The organism is Prauserella halophila (genome assembly GCF_024171895.1).
Taxonomy (GTDB): domain Bacteria; phylum Actinomycetota; class Actinomycetes; order Mycobacteriales; family Pseudonocardiaceae; genus Prauserella; species Prauserella halophila.
Genome location: NZ_JAMTCQ010000012.1, coordinates 163,199 through 189,666, shown reverse-complemented (window position 1 = coordinate 189,666; position 26,468 = coordinate 163,199). Strand labels below are relative to the sequence as shown.

Here is a 26,468-nt window from a genome sequence, read left to right as displayed (position 1 = left end):
GGTCCTACGGCGGCCCGGTCGCGCGCGGCAGCGGGGCGCATGCACCTCGGCCGCCGGCGATTCGCCAATCGCAACCTCGGTAAGAGCCTGGGCGCGGCCACGCGCCGCGCCCAGGCGCCCGCCACCGGGGCTGCGGCAGCAAGACAGAATCCTCCGTGAAATGCAGCAGTGCCCGTCCCCCGCAGCCGGGGAACGGGCACTGCGTTCGTGCACTCGTGCCGGGGTCAGGCAGTGGCCTCGTGTGCGCGCTCGTTGGCAACAGCCGGGAGCTTCTTGTCCGCCGACCGCTGCTTGGCGACCTGGGCCCTGTTCTTCTTCTCGGCCGGGGCGATGTGGTTGACGTCCTCGGTGCTGAGCGCGTACTGCGCGGTCACCTGGGCCATCGCGTCGGCGTTGACGTCCAGGGCGCCGTAGTCGACGTTGCCCAGGTTGTCGCATGCCGTGTGGTAGCACGGGTCGTACGCCTCACCGGCGGTTCCGCCCCACTTGGCTGCCTGCTCCTCGGTCTTGACGTCCTCGGCACCGGTGAACAGGCCACCGGCCGGAATGCCGTAGGCGATGAACTCGCCGTAGTCGGAGCGGCCGGTGAAGTCGCTGCCCTCCGCTTCGACACCGCGCTCGGCGAGTGACTCCTCGAACGCCTTCTCGATCTGCGCCGAGCCGTACGGGCCGGGGCCCGCACCCTCACCTTCGGAGTCGTCGCCGTCGAGGGTGAAGTAACCGGCGTTCGGCGAGCCGATCATGTCGAAGTTGAGATACATCGCGATGTCGAGCTGCTGCTCCTGGCTCAGCGAGTTGACGTAGTGCGTCGAGCCGACGAGGCCGAACTCCTCGGCACTCCACCAGGCGAACCGGACCTTGTTGTTGACCTCCGGGGAGCCACCCAGCTGCAGCGCGGTCTCGAGCAGCGCGGCCGAACCGGTGCCGTTGTCGTTGATGCCCGCACCGTCGGTGACGCCGTCGAGGTGGGCACCGGCCATCACGACGTTGTCGTCGCGGCCGGTGGTGGTCTCGGCGATCACGTTGTAGGTGGTGCGCTCCTCCTGCAGCTGCCGCAGCTCGAGCGTGACGTCCTGGCCGTCGGCGTCGACCAGTGTCTTCCCGGCCTCCTGGCTGACGCCGCCGGTGGGAATCACCGCGCTGTCGGCATCGCCGAGCGTGCCGTTGAGCGGGCCGGACTCGTTGTTGTAGACGATCGCGGCGGCCGCGCCCGCCTCGGCCGCGGCGGCCTGCTTGGCGGCGAACGAGCAGGCGCCACGCTTGACGACCGCGATCCGACCGGTGACGTCACCGTAGTCGGCGGCCTCGCAGCCCGGGGTGTCGTCCGGCTCGATGGCGGCGACCGGGGCGGTCATGCCGCCTTCCTCGGTGTTCTTGCTGTACTCCATGACGACGATCGGCGCGTCTTCGCCACCGACCGTGAGCTTCTCGGCGAGAGTCTCGGTGTAGGTGAACGGGAACTGCTGGCGCGTGATGTCGTAGCCGGCACGTTCGAGGCGCTGCGCCATGTATTCGGCGGACGTCTCGTGTCCCATCGAACCGGCGGCCCGGTTGCCGTCGTGAACGTCGGCGATGCGCTGCATCGCGATCAGGTGCCGCTGCACGGAGCCGAGTTCGACCTTCTCCGGCAGCTCGTCCGGCAACGACTTCGGCGCGGCCTGCGCCGTAGCGGTACCGGTGAGAACCAGGCCCGCACACGCCGCGATGGCGGTGACGGACCGCAACTTCCCTCTACTGAATGACATCTGAGCCCCTTCTGACTTTGCGGCGTCACTTTTGTGCGAGTTCTCCCAAAGGTCAAGGTCCGTTCGTAGGAAAACCACGTAGCCGCAAGGGAATGGCCATCACCGGCCGCCGTCGCCGGGCAGGTACACGCCACCACCCGGCCGGGCTTCCCGGTGTGACATACAGTCGCGGTATGCGCGCGATCATGGTCCGAGAACCCGGCCCTCCCGAGAACCTCGAGCTGACCGAGGTGCCCGACCCCGAGCCCGCGCCCGGTGAAGTGCTCCTCGACGTCTCCGCGACCTCCGTGAACCGCGCGGACCTGCTGCAACGGCAGGGGAACTATCCCCCGCCGCCCGGTGCCAGCGAGATCCTCGGCCTCGAATGCTCGGGCACCGTCGCCGCACTCGGCGACGGTGTGACCGGCTGGCAGCTCGGCGACGAGGTGTGCGCACTGCTCGCAGGCGGTGGCTACGCCGAGAAGGTCGCCGTGCCCGCGGGCCAGCTGCTGCCACTGCCCAACGAGGTGGAGCTGCACGCCGCCGCCGGACTGCCCGAAGTGGCCTGCACCGTGTGGTCCAACCTCGTGATGCACGCAGGTCTGTCCGAAGGGGACGTTCTGCTCGTGCACGGCGGCGCGGGCGGCATCGGCACCCACGCCATCCAGGTCGCCAAGGCACTCGGCGCGACGGTCGCCGTCACCGCCGGGTCGGCCGACCGCCTCGAGCGGTGCAGACAACTCGGCGCGGACATCACCGTCAACTACCGCGAGCAGGATTTCGTCGAGGAACTGAAGACCGCCACGGGCGGCGCCGACGTCGTGTTCGACAACATCGGTGCCAAGTACCTCGACCGCAACATCGACGTCCTGCGCGACAGCGGCCACCTGGTGATCATCGGCATGCAGGGCGGCATGAAGGGCGAGCTGAACATCGGCAAACTGCTGCGCAAGCGCGGCACCGTGTCGGCCACGGCACTGCGATCGCGGTCGCTCGAGAGCAAGGCGGCAATCGTGGCCGATGTGCGCACGCATCTGTGGCCCCTGCTGGATCAGGGCATGGTGCTGCCCGTGATCGACCAGGTGCTGCCGCTGGGCGACGCCGCGGAGGCACACCGCGCGCTCGACGAGGGCGACGTGTTCGGCAAGGTCGTCCTGACGGCGCGGTGAGCACCCACCCACCCGCCTGCCGGACCGGCACGGCGGGTGGGCCGGGGCAGGGCAGTGCGAGTCGGCGTGGTTCGGATCGGCGTGGTCCGGGGCGGGCAGTTCGGGTCAGGGCAGTTCAGCGAGGATGCGCGTGAGCTGGCCGATCTCGAAGCTGTTCGAGTAGTGGGCCAGACCGATCCGCACCGCGCCGCCGACCTCGCCGAGGCCGAGCGCGTCGAACAGACCGCAGTTGCCGGGATCGGCGAACGCGCAGACTCCTTGCCGTGCGAGATGGTCGGCGACGTCGGAGGCCTTGTGCCCGTCGACGTAGAAGGCCAACGAGGGGATCCGCCGCATCGCATCGCCGAGCACGGTGACGTGCGGCAGTGACCGCAGGTCCGCGGAGAGCCGGTCGAGCAGCCCCTCCTGATACGACTTCGCCGAGCCGAGCGAGGTGAGCAGCCGCTCGCGGCGGGTGCCGGTCGCGGAATCGTCGAGGTCGGCGAGGTAGTCGACCGAGGCGATGAGCCCGGCCAGCAGCGGATACGGGTGCGGACCCAGCTCGAGGCGTTCCGGACCGGTCGTCTCCGGTGACAGCTCCGCGGGCGGCAGTTGTGCCAGCAGGTCGGGGTCACGGAACACGAGCGCGCCGATCGCAGGCCCGCCCCACGCCTGCGCCGACAGTACGACGACGTCCGCGCCGAGCGTCGAGAGGTCGAGCGGCACGAACGGCGCGGCGTACGTCGCGTCGACCACCATCAGCGCGCCCGCCTGCCGCGCCGCCGACGTGATCGGCCCCAGGTCCGGCCGGGTACCGACGGCGCCGGAAGCCGCGGTCACGGCGACGGCCTTGGTGCGATCACCCATCAGGCCGGTGTACTGCCACTCCGGCAGCTCACAGTTCTCGATGTCGATCTCGCCCCAGCGAATCTTGCCGCCGACGCGATTCATCGCCCGCAGCCACGGCGAGACATTGGCCGCCTCGTCGAGCCGGGACACCACGACCTCGTCACCGATCGTCCAGCGCGTGGACAACGTGTCCGCGAACCGGGCGATGAGCGCGGAGGCACTCGGCCCGAGGACCACGCCCTCGGGCTCGCCTCCGACGAGGTCGGCCACGGCACGCCGGGCCGCGGCCACGATGCTCTCCGCCCGCTGGGAGGCCGGGAACGCTCCGCCCGGCCCGGAGACCGGTGCCCGCATCGCCGTCGAGACGGCCGACGCGACCTGTTCGGGGACGAGCATTCCGGTTCCACCGTCGAAGTGAATCCAGCCGTCACCCAGCGCAGGGAACAACCCACGGATCCGAGCGACGTCAAACGCCATGCGAACAAGGTACGGAGGTCGGTTTTCGCCGCGCAGCCGGGGCCCTTCGCCGCGCAGCCGGGGCCCGGAGTCCGGATCGACCGTCGCCACCGGAGGCAGCCGGATCGTCCGGGTGCCCCTGACCCGTCCGGCCACCCCGCCGACGGCCCGGCACGCCCGGCGCGCTCCGGCCGGTTGAGTACCCTCGAATCCTGCGACATCTTCCGCAGCGACCCAGGATGGAGCCATGACGGAGCCGAACATCCCGTACACCGCGACCCCTTCGGACGACCAGCACGTCATGGTGGTCGGACCGGACGGTTCCCGGGTCAGCGCCGCGCAGATCGACCCGGAGGCCGCCGACGGCGAGGCCGAACAGCAGGGCGAGTCGATCGGCGACATGGTCGAGGAGCCCGCGAAGGTCATGCGTATCGGCACGATGATCAAGCAGCTCCTCGAAGAGGTGAAAGCCGCGCCGCTCGACGACGCCAGCCGACAGCGGCTGCGCGAGATCCACCAGACGTCGATCACGGAGCTCGAGGAGGCACTCGCCCCCGACCTGCGGAAGGAACTGGAACGCCTCGTCGAACCGTTCGCCGAGGACAGCACGCCGTCCGACGCCGAACTGCGGATCGCGCAGGCTCAGCTCGTCGGCTGGCTCGAGGGGCTGTTCCACGGCATTCAGACGGCGCTGTTCGCCCAGCAGATGGCCGCCCGCGCCCAGCTCGAGCAGATGCGCCGCGGCCTGCCGCAGGGCTCCGCCGAAGGCGCACCCACCGGCATCGGCAACCCGGGCCAGTACCTGTAACCGGCGCAGCACCGGTCAGTCCTTGAGGCTGTTCAGCCAGCGGTTGATCGTCACCGAGTAGTCGTTGCCGTACTGCTCCTCGCCGCGGGCGACGGCCGCGCGGACGGTCACCTCGACCTGCTGCTCCCACCGGGGGGCGACGAACACGAACTGCCAGCTGCCGTCGCGCGCCTGGAACGGCCCGAGCTGCGAATACCCCGCCACGGCGATGGGAATGTCGAGTCCGTGCACCGTGTCGGGGAGGTTCTTGCCGGGCGAGGGCACGACGATCACGGCGGGCTCATGGCTGCGCACCACGGAGTCGGGCCTCGCCCCGTCGACGATGGTCCCGTCGTTGCGGCCGCTGTAGTCGACGGCGTTCCAGCCGCTGTAGTACGGGATCACACCCGGGTCGGCGACCGCCACGGTGCGCGCGCCCGCGGGCACGTCCGCGTCGGCGAGTCCCCTGCCGATCGCGGCGTGCGTGCGTTCGAGGTCCACGCCGGTGTTCGCCACGGCCGGCAGTCCCGGCGACGCGACGCCTGCGACAGCCACCCAGCCGACCACGACGACACCCACGCCCGCCTGCACGAACCGCACCCCCGCCATGGCCGCCACGGCGACGCCCGCAGCCAGGCACAGCACCGGGAACACGGCGAACGCGTAGCGGTGCAGGGCGTCGGCCTCCGGCGGCCCGAACAGCACGATCGGCAGGCCTGCCGCCAGCACCGTGACGCAGAAGAACGCGCCGACGCGGCGCAGCGCGGGCCACGTCAGCAACGCCACCGTGAGCAGCAGCAACGGCGCGAACACCACGAACGTCGACCACAGCCACGATCCGTCGAACCCGAGCGGGCCGACGGCGTCGCTCCACGGTTTCGGCACGAGGTGGCCGTACCGCACCACCGTCCACACCACGCAGGCCAGCGCGAGCACGACGGCGATCATCAGCCCCACGCGCGCCTGCCCGGACAACCGCCGGGACCGGAACCAGACGACGAAGGCGGGCAGCACCGCGATCAACGCCTCGGGCCGCAGCAGCGCGGCGAGCACGAGCAGTAGCGGGGGTTCGAGGTCGACGACGTGCCGCTCCTCGACGACGCGCATCCCCAGCACGGCCATGCGCAGCACGACGAGCGCCACCAGGGCCGTCTCGAGTCCGCCCGCGACGTGGAAGTAGGTGGGAAGGAACAGCACGTAGGCGCAGCCGGCCACGACAGCCGCGGCTCCGTCGACCGCGCGCATCAGCAGGATGAGGGTCGCCACCCCCGCCACGACTCCCGTCACCTGCGCAACGAGCACCGGGTCGGCGCCGAATGCGGCGAACGGCGCCTGCCACAACGTCCACACGAGGCTGGTGAATCCCTCGACGGGGTCGTGGTCGGCGACGTTGTAGACGAGGCCGTGCCCTTCGGCGAGATTCTGGGCGTAGCGGGCATCGACGAATGTCGCGTCGGTGACGTACGACCACGCCATCCAGGTGCCGAACGCGAACACCACCAGCAGACCCGCCGCCGTCACGGCCAATCGACTCACGACCGCAAACTACCAGCGCCGGAACCTGCCTCCGAGACCTCCCACCTCGCTCGAAACGGGCATCGACAAAATGCCTTGACCTGGCATTTCGGACCTATTTCCACCCACACGGGCGACACGGAAGCCCCAGAACCCGACGCGCGCGTTCGCGCGTTCGCGGCAGCAGTACCCTCGTATCTCGTGCATGCCACAAGCACCTCGACGGCCACTGGTTCGCGCGACGGCGAATCAGGCGACAGCCCAGGGACGACGTCACCGATGAATGCCGACACGACCGATACCGCGCCCGTACCGGGCAGCCGGTCCTGGAAACGCGCCTTCGACGACATCCGCTCGGGCCTGCGGCAGACAGAACTGTGGGGCCACCTCGGGTGGCAGGACATCAAGCAGCGGTACCGCCGCTCGGTGATCGGCCCGTTCTGGCTGACCATCACGCAGGGTGTCATCGCGCTCGGCCTCGGCCTGCTGTATTCGCAGCTGTTCGGCCTGCGGATCGAAGTGTTCCTGCCCTACATCGTCACCGGCTTCATCGTCTGGGGCTTCGTCAGCGGCTGCATCACCGAGGGCATGCAGACCTTCATCTCCAACGAGGGTCTGATCAAGCAGATGCCGGCACCGCTGACGATCTACGCGCTACGGACGGTGTGGCGGCAGACGTTGATGGCGGCGCACAACGTGATCGTCTACGTGATCATCGTGGCGATCTACTTCCCCGCACTGTCGCAGCAGTACGCGGTGCAGGAAGGCGCGTGCACCACCGGCAACGGCCTGTGCCACCCCGGTATCGACTGGACGATCCTCACCGCCGTGCCCGGGTTCGCGATCCTCGCGCTCAACGCGGGCTGGGTCACGCTGATGCTCGGCGTCATCTCGACGCGCTACCGCGACATCCCGCAGCTCATCTCGTCGCTGATCCAGCTGCTGTTCTACCTGACCCCGATCGTGTGGCCGATCGACCAGCTGTACGCGGGCGGCGGGCGCGAGAACGTGTCCTGGGCGCTGCCGCTCATCGAGCTGAACCCGCTCTACCATTTCGTGCAGATCGTGCGTGCACCACTGATCGGCCAGCACATCGACGGCAAGAGCTGGCTGGTCGCCATCGGCATCACGATCGTCGGATGGGCACTCGCGCTCGTGGTGATGCGCAACTACCGTGCCCGTGTCTCGTATTGGGTGTGACACCAGATGGTCAGCATTGACGTCCGCAACGCCTACGTGGACTTCCCGATCTTCGACGCCAAGACGCGGTCGATGAAGAAGCGGGTCCTCGGCAAGGTCGGCGGCAAGATCGGCTCGGACTCGAAGGTCCCGATCATCGAAGCCCTGCAGGACGTGAACCTGCAGCTCTCCGACGGCGACCGGCTCGCCCTCGTCGGCCACAACGGCGCGGGCAAGTCCACGCTGCTGCGGCTGCTGTCGGGCATCTACGAGCCCACGCGCGGCTCGGCGACGGTCTCGGGCAAGGTCGCGCCGGTGTTCGACCTCGGCGTCGGCATGGACCCGGAGACCTCCGGCTTCGAGAACATCATCGTCCGCGGCCTCTTCCTCGGCAAGAGCCGCAGGGAGATGGAGAAGCGCATCGACGACATCGCCGAGTTCACCGAGCTCGGCGACTACCTCGCCATGCCGCTGCGCACCTACTCCAGCGGTATGCGCGTGCGCCTCGCACTCGGCGTCGTCACCTCGATCGACCCCGAGATCCTCATCCTCGACGAGGGCCTCGGCGCCGTCGACGCGTCCTTCATGAACAAGGCCCGCGACCGGCTCAAGGACCTCGTCAAGCGCTCGGGAATCCTGGTGTTCGCCAGCCACTCCGACGAGCTGCTGATGGAGCTGTGCGACCAGGCCATGTGGATGGACGAGGGCCGGGTGCGCCAGCACGGCAGGCTGCGCGAGGTCCTCACCAGCTACAAGGGCAAGGACCCGTTCCAGAACGTCAGCCGCGAGGTGCTCGAACGCCTCGGCCAGGCCAACCCCGACGACCTCGCCAAGCCCTCGGACAACGACGCGGGAGCCGGCAACGACGCGGGAGCCGGCAACGACGGCGGGCAGGCCGCCGACACGTCCGCAGCCACGGCTCCGGTGAACGGCGGCTGACATGAGCGCCCTCCCCGAAGGCGCGATCGCCGCCGTCGTCGTCACGCGCAACCGCCGCGACCTGCTCGCCGAGTCGCTGAAGGTCGTCGAAGCGCAGACGCGGCCCGTCGACCATCTGATCGTCGTCGACAACGGCCCCGACGAGGAGTCGGCGCGCAGCGTCGTGGAGGCGTACTCGCGGCCGGTCACGTACCTGCCGTCCCACCGCAATCTCGGCGGCGCCGGCGGGTTCGCACTGGGCATGCTGCACGCGCTGGCGCTCGGCGCCGAGTGGGTGTGGCTCGCCGACGACGACGGCAGGCCCGCCGACGAGCACGTCCTCGAGACGCTGCTCGGCGAGGCGGAGCGGCGCGGGCTCGCCGAGGTGTCGCCGATGGTCGTCAACATCGACGAGCCCGAGAAGCTGGCGTTCCCGCTGCGGCGTGGCCTGACGTGGAAGCGCACGTCCGCCGAGCTCGGTGAGGACTTCCTGCCCGGCATCGCCTCGTTGATGAACGGTGCGCTGTTCCGGGCGTCGACCCTCGAGGTGACGGGCGTTCCCGATCTGCGGCTGTTCTTCCGCGGCGACGAGGTAGAGCTGCACCGGCGGCTCGTGCGCTCCGACCTGCCGTTCGGCACGTCGCTGCGCACGGCGTACCTGCACCCGAACGGATCGGACGAGTTCAAGCCCATGCTCGGCGGCCGGTTCCACGCGCAGGACCCTGCCAGCGAGGTGAAGCGCTACTACACGTACCGCAACCGCGGGTTCCTGCTGTCCCAACCGGGGATGCGCAAGATCGGTGCCCTCGAGATCGCCCGGTTCGGCCTGTACTTCGTGGGCGTCAAGCGCGACCCGAAGGCGTTCGTCGAGTGGCTGCGGCTCGTCCGCCAGGGCCGCAAGGAACACTTCTACCGCTACTGAATGCCCCCAAGGGCACCTTCGGGGCGTTGAACACCCCGAATCTTCCCCTCGCGCTGCTTAGCGACGCCGCCGCGGGTTCTCACCTGAGCGGCGTAGCCGCTTTCACCACCCACGCAACCGGCGCCGTCGCGGGTTCTGACGCCGCCCCGAGCGGCGCAGCCGCTTCCGCCACTCGCACCGGCCGCCAGAACAACCCAACAATCACAAGTAGGGTTCGAGTTGGGTGTAGAGCTGCGAGACGATGCGGGCGTTGTCGGCGGGCGCGTAGGTGGCCCACTTCTGGCCGTCCTCGGCGGAACGCTGGGTGCCGAGGTGCCGACCGTCCTCGTTGTCGAACCACATCACCGGTTCCAGCTTGACCGGCCTGCCGTCGTCGCCGGGCACGAACGCGGTGATGAACCCGACGCGTTCCATCTTCTTCTCGAACAGCCGGGCCACGGCGCGTTCCTGCGACGTCGTCTGCGACGACCGTGGCGCCTGGATCCCGCCGAAGGGGTCGTACCCGCCACCCTCCGACCGCGGCCTGCGGGCGGCGGGAACCGGCACGGTGATGGACTGGCCCGGCGCCGGCTTCGTCAACGGCAGCAGGTCCACCAGCTCTGCGACGAAGTTCGTCGGCCGAACCTCGGTGAACGTCAGCATGTTGGCGTCCTGCCGCACCAGGAGCGCGGACTGGCCGTCCGACACGGCCCGCGCGTAGAGCTCCTCACCGTCGTCGACCTGGCCGGCCAGCGCCACGATCAACGGCGCGCGCATGAACGCGTCGAAGGTGGCCTCGACGTCCGGTTCCAGCCTGCCGCCACGAGCAAGGCTGCGCGCTTCGAGGTCGCGGAACACCGCCTCACGGACCTGGTTGCGCTGGGTGTGCGTCGTGCCCATGTGCGGGATCTCGAACGGGAACGGCGACCTTCCGAGCTTGTACTGCTCGAGCAGGAGGTCCACCGCCACCAGCGACAGTGAGAACGACTGCGCCATCTCTCCCCCGTCTCGTCACTTCCGACGCGCGAAACGTTAGCAGCCGGGCCGCACCGCGCTGTCACGCTTCGGCCACCCCGCGACCGCGGCTGGCCGCGAGTGACCGGCAGCTGCGCTCGGCACGTCGCCGCCCCGACTCGCCGCCCACGCGTCCCGGGCACACTCGGCCTCCGCCCGGCGCGTCACACCTCCGCCCGGCGCGTCACGCTGTCAGCGAACCGCCTTGTCCGGTGGGATCACCGGTGTTCAGGTGGATTCATGACCGATTCGAAACCCGCACTCGTGCTGCACCTCGTCTCGGGCGGCGAACCGCTGGTGTTCACGCTGCCGCCCGACGACGTCATCGCCAACCAGACCCTGCACGGTTACATGCGTGACGGCGGCGTACAGATCATCCGAACCGCCGACGACTCGCGTGTGGTGCTCAACTTCGCCCACGTGGCCGCCGCGTACCTCGACGATCTGCAACGCTCCGGCAAGGTGTTCGGCCTGCGGTGACTCCGCGGGCCGAACACCCGCACCGGATCAGAGTTCGTACAGGCGCTTCCAGTTCTCGCGGCTGGTCAGCTCTGGCATGGCGCGCTTGTACTGTGCCTGCACCGCGTGGCCCTCCTTGCGGAGTCGGCCGACGACCTGAAGCGTCCGCTTGGCGAGGTCGACCATGCGCTCCTTGTCGTAGGACCGCACCCGCACACCCTCCTGCGAGGCGTCGGTGACGACCGCCGTCTTGAACAGCGACACGTGCCACCAGTGCGCCTCGTCGGCGGGAATGGCGCCCATCTTGAACCGGTTCTTGCCGAGCACGCGGTTCAGCACCCGCTTGGCCAGCACCGCACGCTGCATGCTCGGCCGCGGCGCGGTGTTGTTGATGACGATGTTGTTCGACGGGATACCCGGCACGTTCGTCGGGTCGTGCCGCTGTGTCTCCGGGTACTGCGCACGGAGTTCGCGGATCTCCTTCATCGCGGCGACACCGCCGTCGTGCAGGATCTCCGGCCCCTCGAGGAAGTCTTCGACGGCCTTGATCAGCGTCGCCGTGAGACCGTACTGCATGCCGAGCAGGTAGCGCATCACCTGCGACAGCAGCACCCGCGAGAGCAGATTCAGGTCGAACGGGCTGTGCAGCGCCGCGGTGATGATCGAGTTACGCAGGTTGAAGTAGCGGTGCCACTCGTCCCAGTCCTTCCAGTGGAAGTCGGCGTGCCACACGCCCGCGCCGGGCAGTGTCACCGTCGGGAACCCGGCCGCGCGGGCACGGTAGCTGTACTCGGCGTCGTCCCACTGGAAGAAGAACGGCATCGGGTAACCGATCTTCTGCACGATCTCGGACGGGATCAGACACGACCACCAGCCGTTGTACCCGGCGTCGAGGCGGCGTTCCTGGCGGACCTTCTTGCCGCGACGGTCCAGGCCGAGCAGGTCGGCGGTCGCCGGGCTGTGCGGCACCGGCACCCCCGGCTGCAGCGCGTTCAGCTGGGCGTACTCGGCGCCGACGTGCAGCTGGTTCGGGTGCAGCAGGTTCAGCATCTGCCCCCCGACGATCATCGGGTTGGCCGCCTTGTTGGAGAACGCCGTCAGCCGGATCACGATGTCCGGCTCGAGCAGCACGTCGTCGTCCATGAACAGCACGTTGGCGTGCTCGGCCGCTGCCTGTCCCGCGACCTCGTAGAGGCCGCGGGTGAAGCCGCCCGCGCCGCCGAGATTCGGCTGCTTGACGTACTTGAGCTTGTCACCCAGGTCTGCGGCGACCGCGGCGAACCCGTCACGGGAGTCGACCGTGTCGCCGCCCTGATCGGCAACGTAGATGGCGTCGAGCGTCTCGAGAGCAGGCAGCGAGTCGGCGAGCGTGCGCAGGTTCGACAGGCAGTCGTCGGCGCGGTTCATCGTGCAGATCGTGACCGCGGTCGGACGGACCGACTCGGGTGCATCGACGGTCCAGCGCACCTGCGAGACCGTGAGCCGCTCCACGGCGTCGGTCTCCAGGTCGAGCCACAGCCCGCCGCCGTCGACAAACTTGTCGAGCTTGGCCTCGAGTGTCACGGTGCGCTGCACGACGTCGGTCATGGCCTCGACGGCGACCGTGCGCGAATCACCCGCGACGTCGGAAGCCCGCACCGCTAGCCTGCCGGAACCGCTCACGACGGCCTCGACGGTCACGGACCGGACCGTCGTCCAGCGCTGCCAGTACGACGCGGGAAACCTGCCGAAGTAGGTGTTGCCCGTGGCCCTGGCCGACGGCTCCAGCGTGACGGTCTCGCGGTCACGCGAGGCGACACCCGAGACGACCTCGAGGTACAGGTCCTTGCTGACGACCGCGGACGGCCCGTCGAACAGGCCCCGCTGTGCGAGTAGACGCCCCGATGCCGGGGTGTGGGCCGTGAACAGCGCGCCGGCCGTCGCCTCGGTCGTCACTGTTGCTTCACCGGACATGAGAGGCGTCCTCCAAGTAGTTCAGGGCCACCGGATTTGAGGTTCGAAGTGTTCACATCGCGGAATCGGCGCCGTCGTCGGCGTCACTCCAACGCGCGAACGCCAGTAAGGTACAGGCCGTCCCGCCACGGTTCGCACCAGGCTTCATCACCCACGCGATTCCCGGAACACGACCCATTTCAGCATCACGAAATTGATCACGGTGGCCGTGCCCTGTGCGATGACCCACGCGGCCGCGACCCGCCACCGGAAGTCGTCGGACAGCATCGCGAGCATCAGGGCGTTCGTTCCGACGTTGACGAAGAACGTCGTCGTGTACAGCGCAGCAAACCCGCCGATCTGACCGGCACCACCCTTTTGGGCGGCAGTAAATGTGAACCGACGGTTAAGGAAATAGGCGGTGGTGGTGCCTGCGACAAAACTGAGCGCCTTCGCCAAATGCACCCACGTGCCCGCCTCCAGCAACAACCAGTACAAGCCGGAGTCGACCAGCGCACAGAAGCCGCCGATGAGAACGAACCGGACAATCTGCGTCACCAGGCCGGGCGATGCGGGCCTCACCACCTCGCCGGCAGGAGATTCCATCGTCGTCACCGCTGCACCCTTGTTCTGCCAGCCTGTGTTCTACCGGCCTGCGTTCCGCCGGCCCGCTCCTGCTGGCCTGTTCTGAGCCTGCTCGCTTCCGAACCGACTTGTTCCGACCGGCTTGCGTTCCCGCCGGGCTGCCCGGGGGGCGCACGCCGATTCTTCGGTTCCGTGCGCTTACGAGTGTAAGGATCGGACATTGTGGCACCGGAGACAGGCCATATCTCGAGATGGTTACCCTGACTCGAGTGAGCGCACCCACGCCGGAACGGCACATCGAACGGCGCACCCTGGCCGGGTGGGGCAGGACGGCCCCGACCACGGCGAACGTACTCGCCACCCCCGACGTCGAAGCGATCGCGCGCGCGGTGGCGCAAGCGGGCGAGCGTGGTGTCATCGCACGTGGCCTCGGCCGCTCCTACGGCGATCCGGCGCAGAACGCGGGCGGCCTCGTCATCGACATGACGGCTCTCGACCGTATCCACTCGGTCGACCCCGACAGCGCGATCGTCGACGTCAACGCAGGCGTGAGCCTCGACGCATTGATGCAGACGGCCCTGCCGTACGGCCTGTGGGTACCGGTACTGCCGGGCACCCGGCAGGTGACGATCGGCGGCGCGATCGCCAACGACATCCACGGCAAGAACCACCACAGCGCGGGCAGCTTCGGCAACCACGTCGTGTCGCTGGACCTGGTGACCGCCGACGGCCGCGTGCGCACCCTGACGCCCGACGGCCCCGAGGCCGATCTGTTCTGGGCCACGGTCGCCGGCATCGGTCTGACCGGCGTCATCGTGCGGGCGCGCATCAGGATGACCCGCACCGAAACGGCGTACTTCATCGTCGACAACGACCGCACCGCCGACCTCGACGGCACGCTCGAGCTGATCAGCGACGGTTCCGACGAGGCCTACACGTACTCGTCCGTCTGGTTCGACACGATCTCGACGGGCCGCAAGCTCGGGCGGGGCGCGTTCGCCCGCGGTTCGCTGGCCACGCTGGACGAGCTCCCCGCCAAGCTGCGCAGTGAGCCGTTGAAGTTCTCGGCGCCGCAGCTGCTGACCGTGCCGGACGTCTTCCCGAACGGGCTGATGAACAAGCTGTCGCTGAGCGCGATCGGCGAGTTCTACTACCGGTCCACCCCGAAACAGGGCCGCGGCGCGATCCAGAACATCACGGCCTTCTACCACATGCTCGACCTGGTCGGAGAGTGGAACCGCGGCTACGGCAGCAACGGCTTCCTCCAGTACCAGTTCAGCACGCCGCTCGGCGCGAACGACGGCCTGCGGCGGATCGTCGAGAAGGTCGCCCACTCCGGGCACTACTCGGCGTTGAACGTCTTCAAGCGCATGGGTGACGGCAATCCGGCGCCGTTGTCGTTCCCGCATCCGGGCTGGATGGTGTGCCTCGACTTCCCGATCAAGCCCGGCCTCGCACGACTGTGCAACGAGCTCGACGAGATGGTCCTCGAGCTCGGCGGACGGCTGTACACGGCGAAGGACTCGCGGACGGCCGCGGAGACGTTCCACCGCATGTACCCGCGCATCGACGAGTGGAAGAAGATCCGCCACTCCGTCGACCCTTACGGCATCTTCATCTCCGACATGGCCAGGAGGCTGGAACTGTGATCGACGCGGTGGGCAACCCCCAGTCGCTGCTGCTGCTCGGCGGCACCTCGGACATCGCGCTGGCGATCGCCGAGAAGTACCTCGCCCAGCGCCCGCTGCGGATCGTGCTGGCGGCCCGGCAGTCGCCGCGCCTCGACGAGGCCGCGCAGCGCCTGCGCACCGCAGGTGCCGAGGTGGAGACCGTCGACTTCGACGCCGCCGACACCGATTCGCACCCGCTGGTGGTCGACAAGGCGTTCTCGGGTGGCGACATCGATGTGACGGTCGTCGCGTTCGGCCTGCTCGGCGACGCCGAGGAGGCATGGCAGGACCACGCGCAGGCCGTCGAGATGGCGACCGTCAACTACACCGCGCCCGTGTCGATGGGTGTGGCGCTGGCCGAACGGCTCAAGCAGCAGGGGCACGGCTCGGTGATCGCCCTGTCGTCGGTCGCGGGCGAGCGGGTGCGCCGGTCGAACTTCGTCTACGGCTCCACGAAGGCCGGTTTCGACGGCTTCTACCTGGGCCTCGGCGAGGCGCTCGCACCCTACGGCGTGCGGGTGACGGTCGTGCGCCCCGGCCAGGTGCGGACGAAGATGACCGAGGGCATGGACAAGGCCCCCCTGGAGCAGACGGCCGAGTCGGTGGCCGACATCGCCGTCGACGCCGCGCGGCGCGGCAAGGACCTCGTGTGGGCACCCGGCACGTTCCGCTGGGTGATGTCGGTGCTGCGGCACGTCCCGCGCCCGGTCTTCCGTAAACTGCCGATCTGACGGGGCCGCCGATCTGGCGGGGCTGCTACTGGGTCACCCAGTAGCCGTAGCTGGTGTACTCCGGGTACGGGCTCAGCAGCGGCCGCACCGGTTCCAGGGTGATCTCGGCGTCCGACGACGTCACGAACTTGCCGGGAATGTCGAACGACCGCGTGCGCCAGGCGTCACGGTTCGGCCCGAGGTCCCATACGCCGACAGCACGCCCGTCCACGCGCACACGCACGAACTGTTCGATGCCGTTGACCATCACCCGGCTGGTCAGTTTCGCGTCCTCGCCGGGCTTCAGATTCTCGATGCGGAACGTTTCACCACCCAGGATGTAGCGGCTGCTGTCGATGACGTCATCCTGTTTCCGCAGGTCCGTGTAGGGCTGCACTCCGGGCTGTTCCATCTGCGGCGCGTAGTCGTGCGCCGACTCGGAGTCGAGCGATCCGATGTCGACGTGGTCGCGCACGTCCCCGGGCACCGGCGCCACGTCGCCCGTGCCGGCGAGGCTCCAGTCGGCTTTGCGCACCGCCAATTCGTCGAACGGGACGATGCTCCAGCCCGTGCTGTCACGTGGCACGTTCAGCTCGAACATCATCTCCGGATCCGGATCGAACACACCCGTGTCGACGAACGAGTGCATCGCCGCACCCGGCCACTGCTCGTACACGGCGAAGTAGTCCGGCCGCTCGCCTTCGGGCATCGCACGCAGCTTCTCGTACAGCGCGCCCGGGCCGTGGTTACTGGCCTCGGCGAAGCCGTTGGTGGTCAGGCCGATCGTGTCCACGACCTTGCGATCGCTGTAGTACGCGACCGCACCGACGTCTTTGACGCCGACAACCGCGTCGGGTGGCAGATTGCCCCGCAGCCAGGCCGCGACCGAGATGTTCGTGTCGCGGATCGTCGCCGCCTCCCAGCCGAACCGCCACGCCCACTGCGGCAACGCCATCAGCGAGAACAGCAACGCGACAGCCGGCAGCAGGTGCAACGCCGCCTGACGGAACCGGCCACGCGCCACCAACCGCGACACGGCGTACAGGCCGATCACGGTCACCACGATGTACAGCGGCAGGAACGGCTGGAAATACCGCAGTTCGTGGATCAGCGCCGTCGACAGGGTCGACACCGACAGCACGATGCCGGCGAACGCCACGGCCAGCGCAACCGCCAGCGGTCGCCACCGGCGATGCTTGACCAGCAGATACGCCAACCCGAGCACGAACACCACGAGCATGCCGGGGAACGCGTAGTTCTGGCCGGACATACCGTTGAAGAAGCCGACGGCACCGCGCAGGTTCTCCGAGGCTCGCTGGACGAAGTCGCCGATGTAGAACGTGGGCCGGTCCGACATCAACGACTTCGACTGCACGCCGTTGGCCGAGAACGTGCCGGTGGCGATCCAGTAGAACAGGTACTGGCCGATCGGGGCTGCCAACGGCAACAGCGTCCACAGGGCCATGCGCGGACGCCGCGGTTCACCTGCACGCCTGCCCCCCAGCGTCGTCCACAACATCGCGCCGATCAGCGCGATCGCCAGGACCATGCCCTCCGGCCGCACCAGCGCAAGGGGCACGCCCACGATCGGGGTCCAGCGGAATCGGCCGTCGGGACGTTCCCGCACGAACAGGTACACCGCCGCAACGGCGAGCAGGGCAGTGAGGCCGACCTCCATGCCACTGGCCGCACCCCACATGAGCGGGCCGGACGTCGCCGTGAGCACGCCGGCCCACACGCCGACCGCGCGTCCCACGAGCAGTCGGCCCAGGTGGTACGTCAGGCCTGTCGCGAATGCGGCGCACACGATGCCCGTGGCGACCGCATAGCCCAGCAGCCCGTTGCCGCTGAAGCCGAGCAACCACCCGACGGCCAACACGAACGAGTACAGGATGCTGCTGGCGCCCGTGCTGATCGGGTCGCCGGGGTTGAAGCGGAACAGCTCACCGCTGCCGAGTTGTTTGCCGTACTGAAGGTGGATGTAGACGTCGTCGAGCGGGGCGATGAACGTGCCCTGGTTCCACACCAGGTCGACCACGACGAACACCACCGCGACGAGGGCCGCGACGGCGCCGAGCAGCCACGCAACGGGGTCCCGCCCGGACAGCACACGCCGGAGCCGTCCCGACGCGCCGGATGACGTCTCGACACCCTGCGACGCCGTCTTGTCCGCGGAATCCTCGTCCGTCGAGGTGGTGGCCTCGACGTCCGCGTCGTCGCTGGTCGGGCCGCCGTCACTCTGCGCGGTCATGGATGCGTCCGCCTCGTGTGTCGTCGTCATCGCTCCTACCCATCCGGCCAGGGACAAGCTACCGGGTCTGCGCGAAAACGGAACGTCTGCGTCAGCGGATGCGGACCAGGGTGAAATGACCGATGCCCCTGGCATCCGAACGCACGGTCCAGGTGTGCGGACCGTGCCCCGGCCCCGGGCCCGGCCCTGGGCTGTACAACAGGCGATACCCGGGGTCGAGGGGTTCACGATCGCGGTCGAACCACAGGTAGTTGGCCTCGAGTAGCGCCGAACCGATCGGGCCGGCCTCGGCCAACCGCGCTTCGAGTAGTTCGGGGACGCGGCCTCGGTCGGAGAACGGGTCGACGATTCGACATTCGCAGAAGTACGCGAGGGTGCCGATCTCACCGGGCGACCGGACCGGGACGTCCCCCACGCGGCGGCCGAGCTCGGTGCCGACGCGAGCGTAGTCTTCGGCATTCGCCCAGTTGCCGAAGATCGGCGGCGACCGCCACGGCACGCCGCGCTGCACCTCGGTCGAGGCGGTGACGAGGACAAGCGCGGTGATCGCTCCGAACAGTCCGACAGCGACAAGGGGGCGCTTCCGGCGATCGGGGCCGGCGCCGGAACCTCCGCGGCGATGACCCCACCAGGAACCCAGTGCGAGGACGGCACACATCGCCAACGCCGTCAACGGCGGCACGTAATACCAGTGGTACGGCCCGACGCCGAGCAGGACGTAGACAACGTAGTGCGCCACTCCGCCGGCGCCGAGGCCCGCGACCGCACCCAACGCGGGGCGATCGACGACCACGAACCGGACGATCACGGCGGCGAGCAGCGCGATCACACCCAACGCCGCCGGCACGAGCGCCAGCAGAACCGGCACGCCCACCCCTTCGAGGTACATGCCGATGCCGGTGGCATAGCTCCACGGGCCGAACAGACCGTCCTGCGACTGCTTGACCACCAACGTGTCCGGTACCGCCGAACCGAACGTCACCCAACTCAGCGCATACCAGGGCAACGCGACCACGATCATCGCGGCAAGCGCCTGCCACCAACGGCGCCCGAACGCGCGAACCATGGCGACCGCGAACATGGTGACAACGAATACGACCAGGTCGAGGCGCACGAGCACCGCCAGTCCCGCAACGACGCCGAACCACACCGGACGCCGCTCGACCGTGGCCGCGACGAGGCCGGCCACCACGGCCGGGATCAGCAAGACCTCGAGACCGATCGCCGACAGCACGAACGGGTTCACCACGACCACGGCCACGCCCAGGAGCGCCACCGGGGCGGGAAATCGCAGCCGGACCGACATTCGCGTCCACGCCCAGCCGAGCGCCGCCGTCGCACCCACCGTGACGAATCCGAGCGCCACGATCGGCTGCGCGTCCCCGAACCATCTCGTGACCACGGCGCCGAGTGCCAACAGGAGCACGTTCAACGGCGACGTGGCCGAGTTGCTCGCGGCGCCCGGAATGATTCCCCATTCACCGTGCTCCGCGAGGTTCCTGGCATAGGTGAGCGTGATGTAGGCGTCGTCGGTCAGGCTCGTTCTGACAAGCAGAAATGCCAGCAGCCCACCGACCGCGGACAGACCGACGACCACCGCTGTTCGCTGACGACCTGCCATGACTTACTTCCACTGTTCGGCGTAATCACCTCCTATGTTTGCAGGTGTGGTCATTACTCCACGGAGTGACACGACTCTTTACAGTGCTGATGTGACCGCATCCGCGACCGCACCCAGCCGATCCGACACGGCACGCCACCTCTCGGCGACCGTTCTGGGGTTGCTGGCCGCACTTGCCGCAGTGGTGTTCGTCCTGGCACCCGTGGACCAGACCACGACGACATACGAATGGCCCTCCACGGCGCCCGAGGACACGACCCTTCCCCTGCTGCCGTACTCGCCCCAGCGAATGGACGTCACGTTCTCCTGCGCCGACGTCGCCTCGCTCGACGGCGGCACGCTCGTGTCGACGGTCGGCCCCGGCGGCGTCCAGCCCCCTCCGGACGGCCTTTCGGTGCGGATTTCGAACGGACGGGTCACGGCCACGCTCGGCGAGACACAGCTGGCATCCGCACCGACGACGGGCAGCTGCCGATGGCAGATCGTCGCGACAACATCCGGAACCGCGGTGTACATCGACGGTCGCGAGGAAGGACGTACAACAGGACGACCTTCCGTCAACGGCCTGTTCACCGATGCGTCGAATGCGCCCGACCTGCGGGTGAGTGTCACCCCGGACATGCGGTACGCCTCGGACCAGAGCGCTGTGAAGATCGCCGCCGGCGTCACCGCCGTCGCATGCCTCGTCGGGATGTTGCTCGCACTCCGGATCGGCGAGCCACGTCGCCCGAGACTACTGCCACGAGGCTGGGCCCGCCCTCGGCCACGGGACGGCATCGTCACGGGCATGCTCGTCCTGTGGACCGTGATCGGCGCTTCCACGGTGGACGACGGCTACATCATCACGATGATCCTGTCGTCGACGGACACCGGCTTCGTAGGCAACTACATGCGCTGGCTCAACGCTCCAGAGGCTCCGTTCAGCTGGTTCTACGAGCTGTACCGGCCATGGGTGGAGGTCAGCACGACAACGCTGTGGCTGCGCTTGCCGTCTCTGTTGATATGTCTCGTGTCGTGGCTGCTGATCGACCGCGTCCTGCTGCCACGGTTCGCCAAGGGGAGGCTGACAGCGGCGCGCTGGGCTGCCATGAGCGTGTTCCTGCTCTGGACCGTGCAGTTCGGCATCGGCCTCCGACCCGAACCGTGGGTGATGCTCGGCTCGCTGGCCACGCTGGCCGTGGTCGAACGGGGCATCGCGACGCGCCGGCTGTCGCTCCTGGCCTGCGCCGTCGTCATCGCAGGCGCGACCACGGCCCTCACCCCGACCGGCATCGCAGTCCTCCTGCAACTGCTCGTGGCGCTGCCGGCGGCATGGCCGACGTTCCGAACACACGGACTGCGAACGGTCCCCGTGTTGTTGGGCGCGGGCGCGTCGGTGTTGCTGCTGATGTTCCACGGACAATCGTTCGACGCCGTACTGCACGCCGTCGAGGTGCGCACCGAGATCGGCCCGAACGACGGCATAACCGGTGAAGGCCAACGCTACGAGTGGCTATTCGACCCGATACAGGGCGGACTGAACCGACGGCTTCCTGTAATGCTGTTGTGGTTCAGCATGGCCGTTCTGGTCGTGCTGGTCATGCTGCGGCGAACGCCGAAGGTCGCGTGGACACCGACCCGCCGCCTCCTGGTCGCATCGGTGCTGTACTTCGCCGCGCTCGCGCTGACGCCGACGAAGTACACCCATCATTTCGGTGTCCTCGCCGGTGTAGCAACGCTGCTGACCGCCGTGACGGTCCACGCGATCGCGCACGGCGCGTTGCTACGCAGATGGCAGTTGTCGCTGACGTGCGCTGCATTGACGGTCGCCGTGTGGGTCGGCATCGGGGCTCCGTTGCGGTGGTGGTTTCTCGGCGGGCTGAACGTGAAGTGGTCGGAGGTGCCGCCGGCGGTCGCCGGTATCCGCGTAGCCGACGTCGCCTTGTTGGCTGGCATCGCCGTGTCGATGGCCGGACTCGTCGGAGTCTGGCGCTGGCTCCGGACCCCGGCGTGGCTCGTACCTGTCGTCGCGTTCGGAGTGGTTGTGGTCGAGGTCGGCACGATGGCGTACGCGATGGTGCCGCGCGCAGGGACTTACACGACCGGAGCCGCGAATCTCGCCGCACTGTCCGGCGAACCGTGCGGAATCGAAGAGTGGATACAGGTCGAACCGGACGTCGGAGCAGGGATGCTCCGCGCCTCTGCACCGGCCACTGTGGATGGATTTGTGAAGAACGGTGCGTTTCCACGACGCGGCCTGCTCGAGCCGTACGGAAGCACGGAGGCACCCGTATGGCACAGCAACGGCCGTTCCGGGGCGGTGACGACGTCCTGGTACCACCTACCCGAGGGGAGCGACTCTCCCACCGCACCTCCGGTGGTGGTGCCTGCCCGCGGGGCCGGTGCCGTATCCGCAACGGTCGAGTTCGCCGATGAAACCGGTCGAGTCCTGACCTCCAGCTCGGTTCCACTCACTCCGAGCTGGACGGAGCGGAGATTCGATCCGGACGCCGCCACCATGCTGAGACTGAAACTGGTCGACGAACGTTCCGGCGACGGAATGGTCGCCGTAGGAACACCCCGGTTACCGAAAACCGTTCCTTCGACAGAGCTCGTACCCACTTCGGAATCCGTCGTACTCGACTGGGTGAGCGCGTTCACGATGCCGTGTCGTCGCCCGCCGTCCGTAGCCGACGGCACTGTCGAACCCGTCCGCTACCGCTTCGCGTCCGGACCATCGATTCGCGACATCGGCGGCGTGTCCTATATGAAGAGCCAGGGCGGACCCTATGCACCGCTGATGCAGCTGTCGACGCAGAAACCGGTTCCGACGTACCTCCGCGGCGACAAACTTTCCGAGCCGATCAGCGTGTTCCGGCTCGACTATCCCGCGCCGATGCGTCATCTCCGGATGACCCGGTCGCAGCGCTAGCATCGCGTCGGGAACTGCACCGGTTCGCGCGCCGTCTGCGCTTCCGGGTCCGGCGGCCCCCGGCGGAGCCAGTGCTCGAGCTGTTGCCGCTGTCGACCGACACATCACGACGTTCACCCTCATCACCACCGCCGGCGCCGTCGCACACCTCGACGGGAGGACGGCTGGTGTGCCTCATCCCGCGCGGCGTCGTGATGTGGAGAGTGCCGTCGGGCTCGAGTTCGAACAGCCACCCCACCGCGTGCTTGACGACGTGGTGGTGCCGGCACAGGCCGATGAGGTTCGCCGCACATGTCGGCCCGTCACAACCGTGTGGCGTCACGTGGTCGAGGTCGACGTACCCGGCAGGCCGATGACAACCGGGGAAACGGCACTCTCGATCACGTACCTTCACGTAGTCCGCCACCGATTTGGTCGGCCGATACCGCTTCCGTCCGACCTCGAGCGGCGCCCCACTCAGCGGATCGGTCACGATCCTCCGCCACGTCGATGTGGGATCCTGGGAGATCTGACGAGCCACGGCCGCAGGTATCGGCCCATGTCCGGCGAGATGTGCCGGGTTGTCCGCGAGTCCCGTCAAGGTCGGCAGATCGACATGGACATAGATCTCTGCTTTGCCAGCACGGGCACCGGAACGGCTACCTGAGCCCCCGACGACACATTCGGCGAGTTTGTCGGCCCTCAGCTGATCCATGGTCCGCGTATCGCCGCGGTTGCGCTCGGATCTGGCCATCCGGTCGAGACATGCATATGTCGCCGACGCCACCTCCGCCGTCAGTTCGGCAGAAACCGTAGCCATCGCGTCTTCGTGGTGGACGATCTCGACCTTCCGACCTTCGCGTCGTTGTGCCCTACGTATTGCGGCACCATCCGGGTCGACCTTGTGCACGGCCCGATACGCGATGCGCCGGATCGAACCGGCGTCGCGCCCGACGAGTTTGTCTGCGACCAACTCGTCAACCCTGGCGGCCGGCTCATCGGACAACACCGCGGTCTGGTCGGCAAGCTTTGCGGCCTTCAGCAAATCGATGTCCCCATCGGACAACGACCGCAGCGCATGTGGCAACCGTGTGGTGAGTTGCTTCGCCCACGCGAGCTCCCGGCGCACGACCCGCTCGGACTCAGCCAACGCCACGGCCAACTCGGCCGCGACATGCTCGTCCTCGCCGATGCTCGAATCACCGGTGGCAACAGCAGCGAGCTCACGTACGTACTCGGCCTGAACCTGCGCGATCCGTCTTCGTGCACGGACGACACCATCGAGATTCATGATCCCCCTTTCGTTCGCAGTTGTCGTCGACGTTATGCATCGGGTCGGTTCATGTCAAACCCGTGTTCGATATACCCGAATGGGCTATAGGACCGATCCGGGCGCGTCCGGTTGAATGCTGCGAAACCTCAACGAAACCTCGAAGCCGGCCTGCGGGCACGAACCAGCTCGTTGGCCCGACCGACCACGCGGACAAGGACTACGTATACAACGACCCACCGACACAACCGGGCGTCGCGCGGCGAAGCAGGTCGAGGACCTACCGGCCGACGACGACGGAAGCGACACCACCACTCCGACCGAGGGGGACCAGTGACATCGACGAGCACCTTTGCAGCCCGACGACGGCAGAGACAGCGACCGGGACGACCCGGCGCAGACGAGCACCCCGGTGACCACAGCCGGCTCCCACCCGGCGCCGAACCGTCAAACCCCCGCGGACCAACGAGGCGACCGGCACCAACAGGACACACGGCACCCGCGAATCACGCCACACCCATGAATCACACGGTTCCCGGGAACCACACGGCGCTGGCCCTTGCCGAAGGGTCAGCGGACGGCGATCACCACATACGGCCCGACGTCACGCTTCGCGAACCGCGGCGAATCGAACAGCGTCGGGGCGAACGTGACCTTCCGGCCGAGTGCCGCGGTCCTCCGGGGGAAGGTGTCGTACTTGACGGTGTAGACATAGTCGCCGTTCTCGCGTTTCTCGAGCACCATCATGGTCGGCGCGGTGAACGGCCCGTCGTGCATCCGCCGGTACAGCTCCTGCGAGCTGTTCGACGCGGCCCAGCTGTCGATCTCGGTCGCACGTTCGTCGTGCCGCGACAAGGGGTTCGTGTAGTGCGGGCGGTGATCGTGGAACAACCAGAATGGCCGGAACACGAGCATGTGGTGTTGTTCCGAGAGAACCGTCTCGCGTTCCGCCGTACCCGTGCCGAGTTCATCGATCGTGGCGAGCAGCTTGCCGCTCCAGATACCTTCGTCGGTCTCCTCGGCGGGATCGTGGTGCCTGCTCTCCGGGGTCCTGCCGTTCGGGTAGTAATCGGAGAGCGCGGATTCGAACCCCGCGCTCATCGGGCCGCGCACGCTGTCCTGCAGCACGCCCACGCCCAGGCCGATCGCCACAACGGCGACGACGGCCGTGATCTGCGTCCGCCATTCGGACCACCTGCCCAGCGCCCAGTTCAGGACGTCCACAGCCGCGAACACACCGGCCACCGCCAGCGCGAGGTTCAGAGTCACGTTGAACCGGAACGCCAGCAGTGTCGTGTCGAACGCCAACGCCGACGTGGAAAGTACGAACCACAGGTAGACGGCGCCGGTGGTCACCAGCACCACGAGCGCGACCCGATGAGCTCGCGCCCGCACGACCGCCCATGCCAGCCCGGCCAGACACAACAGGCCGACCGGCCCGTCCGGTTTGAAGGGCATCGGGAAGTAGGCACTCGTCTCCGGGAGGTAGCGCGCGGCCACGTTCTCCGCACCGAGGCCGCCACCGAACAGATAGGGCGCCCACACGACGAGCATCAGAACGGCAGCCACGACCGCAACGAGACCCACCCGGCCGACCAGACCTCGGATGAGGTCACCGCGAGCTGCGCCTGCCCGAACCTCGCGCACACCGGCGACGATCGCCAGCAACACCACCACCATGGCACCGAACGCCAGGTGCAACGTGTACGTCATCGCGCACACGCCGAGGTACACCCCGCTGAGCAGGAGCGGCCAACGCGGCGTCTCCCTGTCCCTCAGCGAGTTCCACGTCAACACCAGTACCGGCAACAACCATGCCGTGGTCGGCCACGCGTACGGTTCACCGACTCCCGGCACGTACAGCCCCATGAGCAATGTGCCCAGGCTCGCGAGCACGGCCATCCGTTGCCGCACCACAAAGCGCCACAACACGAACGTCACGGCCGCCACAACGGCGATCGTGGTGATCGAGAAAGGCTTGTACGCCTCCCAGCCCTGTAATCCGACGAGGTTGGCGAAACGTCCACCGAGCCAGAACCAGCCCGCCGGGTAGAACGGTGGAAGCCCTTCGTAGTTGAAGTCGGCGAGCCCCCACCCGGAGGCCATGCGCTCCATGTACCGGAGGCGGAACTCGTTGTCGCCGGTGGTCCCGCCCAGGTAATAGCGGGTCGACAGCAATGGCAGCGCGAGCGTCAGCGTCGCCAGCGTCGCCAACCCGCCGGTCGCGCCTGCGAACTTGACCCACCACGAGGCCGCGGCCACTCGACGCACGGCGAGTCCACCGACAAGACACGCGATGAGGCCTGCACCGATCAGCGACAATGCGGCATTCGGTACGTACGTGTCCGGGACCAGATCCGGCGCGCGGTTCACGACGAGTTGAAGGACCATGCTGATCGCCGTGGCTCCGACGATCGCGGTCACCAACTCGACGGCCGCCCTACCGGGACCGGGAAGTGGCACCGGCGGTACCTGGCTCCAGCGGCCGCGGGGATCCTCACCGGTGACCCGTGTGTCCGCGTTCGAGGTGCCGGACTCGGGGGCGGGTTCTGGCTGCGTCACGGTGGCGTCATCCGTCGCGGAAGTCGA

The 26,468-nt window shown here is 68.2% G+C and carries 19 protein-coding genes; 9 read left to right on the top strand and 10 right to left on the bottom strand.

Going from position 1 to position 26,468, the window contains the following annotated elements; translation table 11 throughout:
- Window positions 1–224: 224 nt before the first annotated feature.
- Window positions 225–1,745, bottom strand: a complete 1,521-nt coding sequence (locus tag LY41_RS18000; RefSeq protein WP_253865214.1) for a M28 family metallopeptidase — start codon at window positions 1,743–1,745, stop codon at window positions 225–227.
- Window positions 1,746–1,918: 173 nt separating this feature from the next.
- Here LY41_RS18000 and LY41_RS17995 point away from each other — a divergent pair, with 173 nt between their 5' ends.
- Window positions 1,919–2,893, top strand: coding sequence for an NAD(P)H-quinone oxidoreductase (locus LY41_RS17995; protein ID WP_253865213.1), 975 nt, complete (start codon window positions 1,919–1,921; stop codon window positions 2,891–2,893).
- Window positions 2,894–2,998: 105 nt separating this feature from the next.
- Here the strand turns inward: LY41_RS17995 and LY41_RS17990 are convergent, their stop codons facing one another.
- Window positions 2,999–4,198 carry a cysteine desulfurase-like protein gene (locus tag LY41_RS17990; RefSeq protein WP_253865212.1) on the bottom strand — a complete coding sequence of 400 codons (1,200 nt, stop codon included), beginning with the start codon at window positions 4,196–4,198 and terminating at the stop codon, window positions 2,999–3,001.
- A 226-nt stretch (window positions 4,199–4,424) separates the two neighbouring features.
- Between LY41_RS17990 and LY41_RS17985 the strand changes: the two genes are divergently transcribed.
- Entirely contained in the window at window positions 4,425–4,985 is a 561-nt protein-coding gene (locus LY41_RS17985; protein ID WP_253865211.1) for a bacterial proteasome activator family protein, read from the top strand.
- Window positions 4,986–5,000: 15 nt separating this feature from the next.
- Here LY41_RS17985 and LY41_RS17980 read toward each other — a convergent pair whose 3' ends face one another.
- Window positions 5,001–6,500 (bottom strand): DUF8728 domain-containing protein, encoded by a 1,500-nt coding sequence (locus tag LY41_RS17980; protein WP_253865210.1) that lies wholly within the window; start codon window positions 6,498–6,500, stop codon window positions 5,001–5,003.
- Window positions 6,501–6,680: 180 nt separating this feature from the next.
- Here LY41_RS17980 and wzm point away from each other — a divergent pair, with 180 nt between their 5' ends.
- From wzm to glfT1, 3 genes are read left to right on the top strand one after another with little or no spacing between them, the layout of a single operon-like run.
- Window positions 6,681–7,679: a galactan export ABC transporter permease subunit Wzm/RfbD gene (gene wzm, locus LY41_RS17975; RefSeq protein WP_372493313.1), complete on the top strand. Its 999-nt coding sequence runs from the start codon at window positions 6,681–6,683 to the stop codon at window positions 7,677–7,679.
- A 6-nt stretch (window positions 7,680–7,685) separates the two neighbouring features.
- Window positions 7,686–8,597: a galactan export ABC transporter ATP-binding subunit Wzt/RfbE gene (wzt, locus tag LY41_RS17970; RefSeq protein WP_253865208.1), complete on the top strand. Its 912-nt coding sequence runs from the start codon at window positions 7,686–7,688 to the stop codon at window positions 8,595–8,597.
- Between the two features lies 1 nt (window position 8,598).
- Complete coding sequence (gene glfT1 / locus LY41_RS17965; protein WP_253865207.1) at window positions 8,599–9,498, top strand: galactofuranosyltransferase GlfT1; 900 nt, start codon at window positions 8,599–8,601, stop codon at window positions 9,496–9,498.
- Window positions 9,499–9,699: 201 nt separating this feature from the next.
- Here glfT1 and LY41_RS17960 read toward each other — a convergent pair whose 3' ends face one another.
- Window positions 9,700–10,473, bottom strand: coding sequence for an ESX secretion-associated protein EspG (locus LY41_RS17960; protein WP_253865206.1), 774 nt, complete (start codon window positions 10,471–10,473; stop codon window positions 9,700–9,702).
- 258 nt (window positions 10,474–10,731) lie between these two features.
- On the opposite strand from LY41_RS17960, the gene LY41_RS17955 reads away from it, so the two are divergent.
- A complete protein-coding gene (locus LY41_RS17955; RefSeq protein ID WP_253865205.1) occupies window positions 10,732–10,971 on the top strand; it encodes a hypothetical protein in 240 nt (79 codons plus the stop codon).
- 27 nt (window positions 10,972–10,998) lie between these two features.
- Here the strand turns inward: LY41_RS17955 and LY41_RS17950 are convergent, their stop codons facing one another.
- Window positions 10,999–12,903: a glycosyltransferase gene (locus tag LY41_RS17950; protein WP_253865204.1), complete on the bottom strand. Its 1,905-nt coding sequence runs from the start codon at window positions 12,901–12,903 to the stop codon at window positions 10,999–11,001.
- Between the two features lie 147 nt (window positions 12,904–13,050).
- Window positions 13,051–13,488 (bottom strand): GtrA family protein, encoded by a 438-nt coding sequence (locus tag LY41_RS17945; RefSeq protein WP_253865561.1) that lies wholly within the window; start codon window positions 13,486–13,488, stop codon window positions 13,051–13,053.
- A 230-nt stretch (window positions 13,489–13,718) separates the two neighbouring features.
- On the opposite strand from LY41_RS17945, the gene dprE1 reads away from it, so the two are divergent.
- A complete protein-coding gene (dprE1, locus tag LY41_RS17940; RefSeq protein WP_253865203.1) occupies window positions 13,719–15,116 on the top strand; it encodes a decaprenylphosphoryl-beta-D-ribose oxidase in 1,398 nt (465 codons plus the stop codon).
- Window positions 15,113–15,868, top strand: coding sequence for a decaprenylphospho-beta-D-erythro-pentofuranosid-2-ulose 2-reductase (gene dprE2 / locus LY41_RS17935; RefSeq protein ID WP_253865202.1), 756 nt, complete (start codon window positions 15,113–15,115; stop codon window positions 15,866–15,868). The genes dprE1 and dprE2 overlap by 4 nt, the downstream gene beginning before the upstream one ends.
- 25 nt (window positions 15,869–15,893) lie before the next feature.
- Here the strand turns inward: dprE2 and LY41_RS17930 are convergent, their stop codons facing one another.
- Both LY41_RS17930 and LY41_RS17925 read right to left on the bottom strand, forming a co-directional pair.
- On the bottom strand, window positions 15,894–18,128 hold the full coding sequence (locus LY41_RS17930) for an ArnT family glycosyltransferase (RefSeq protein WP_253865201.1): 2,235 nt from the start codon (window positions 18,126–18,128) through the stop codon (window positions 15,894–15,896).
- 61 nt (window positions 18,129–18,189) lie between these two features.
- Window positions 18,190–19,719: a hypothetical protein gene (locus tag LY41_RS17925; RefSeq protein WP_253865200.1), complete on the bottom strand. Its 1,530-nt coding sequence runs from the start codon at window positions 19,717–19,719 to the stop codon at window positions 18,190–18,192.
- A 91-nt stretch (window positions 19,720–19,810) separates the two neighbouring features.
- Between LY41_RS17925 and LY41_RS17920 the strand changes: the two genes are divergently transcribed.
- Window positions 19,811–22,630 (top strand): arabinosyltransferase domain-containing protein, encoded by a 2,820-nt coding sequence (locus LY41_RS17920; RefSeq protein ID WP_253865199.1) that lies wholly within the window; start codon window positions 19,811–19,813, stop codon window positions 22,628–22,630.
- Here the strand turns inward: LY41_RS17920 and LY41_RS17915 are convergent.
- Window positions 22,563–23,900 (bottom strand): HNH endonuclease signature motif containing protein, encoded by a 1,338-nt coding sequence (locus LY41_RS17915; RefSeq protein WP_253865198.1) that lies wholly within the window; start codon window positions 23,898–23,900, stop codon window positions 22,563–22,565. The two genes, LY41_RS17920 and LY41_RS17915, sit on opposite strands and share 68 nt — an antisense overlap.
- Before the next feature lie 549 nt (window positions 23,901–24,449).
- The gene (locus tag LY41_RS17910; protein WP_253865197.1) at window positions 24,450–26,441 is read right to left on the bottom strand and encodes an arabinofuranosyltransferase; all 1,992 of its coding nucleotides are present in this window, start codon (window positions 26,439–26,441) and stop codon (window positions 24,450–24,452) included.
- Window positions 26,442–26,468: the final 27 nt, after the last annotated feature.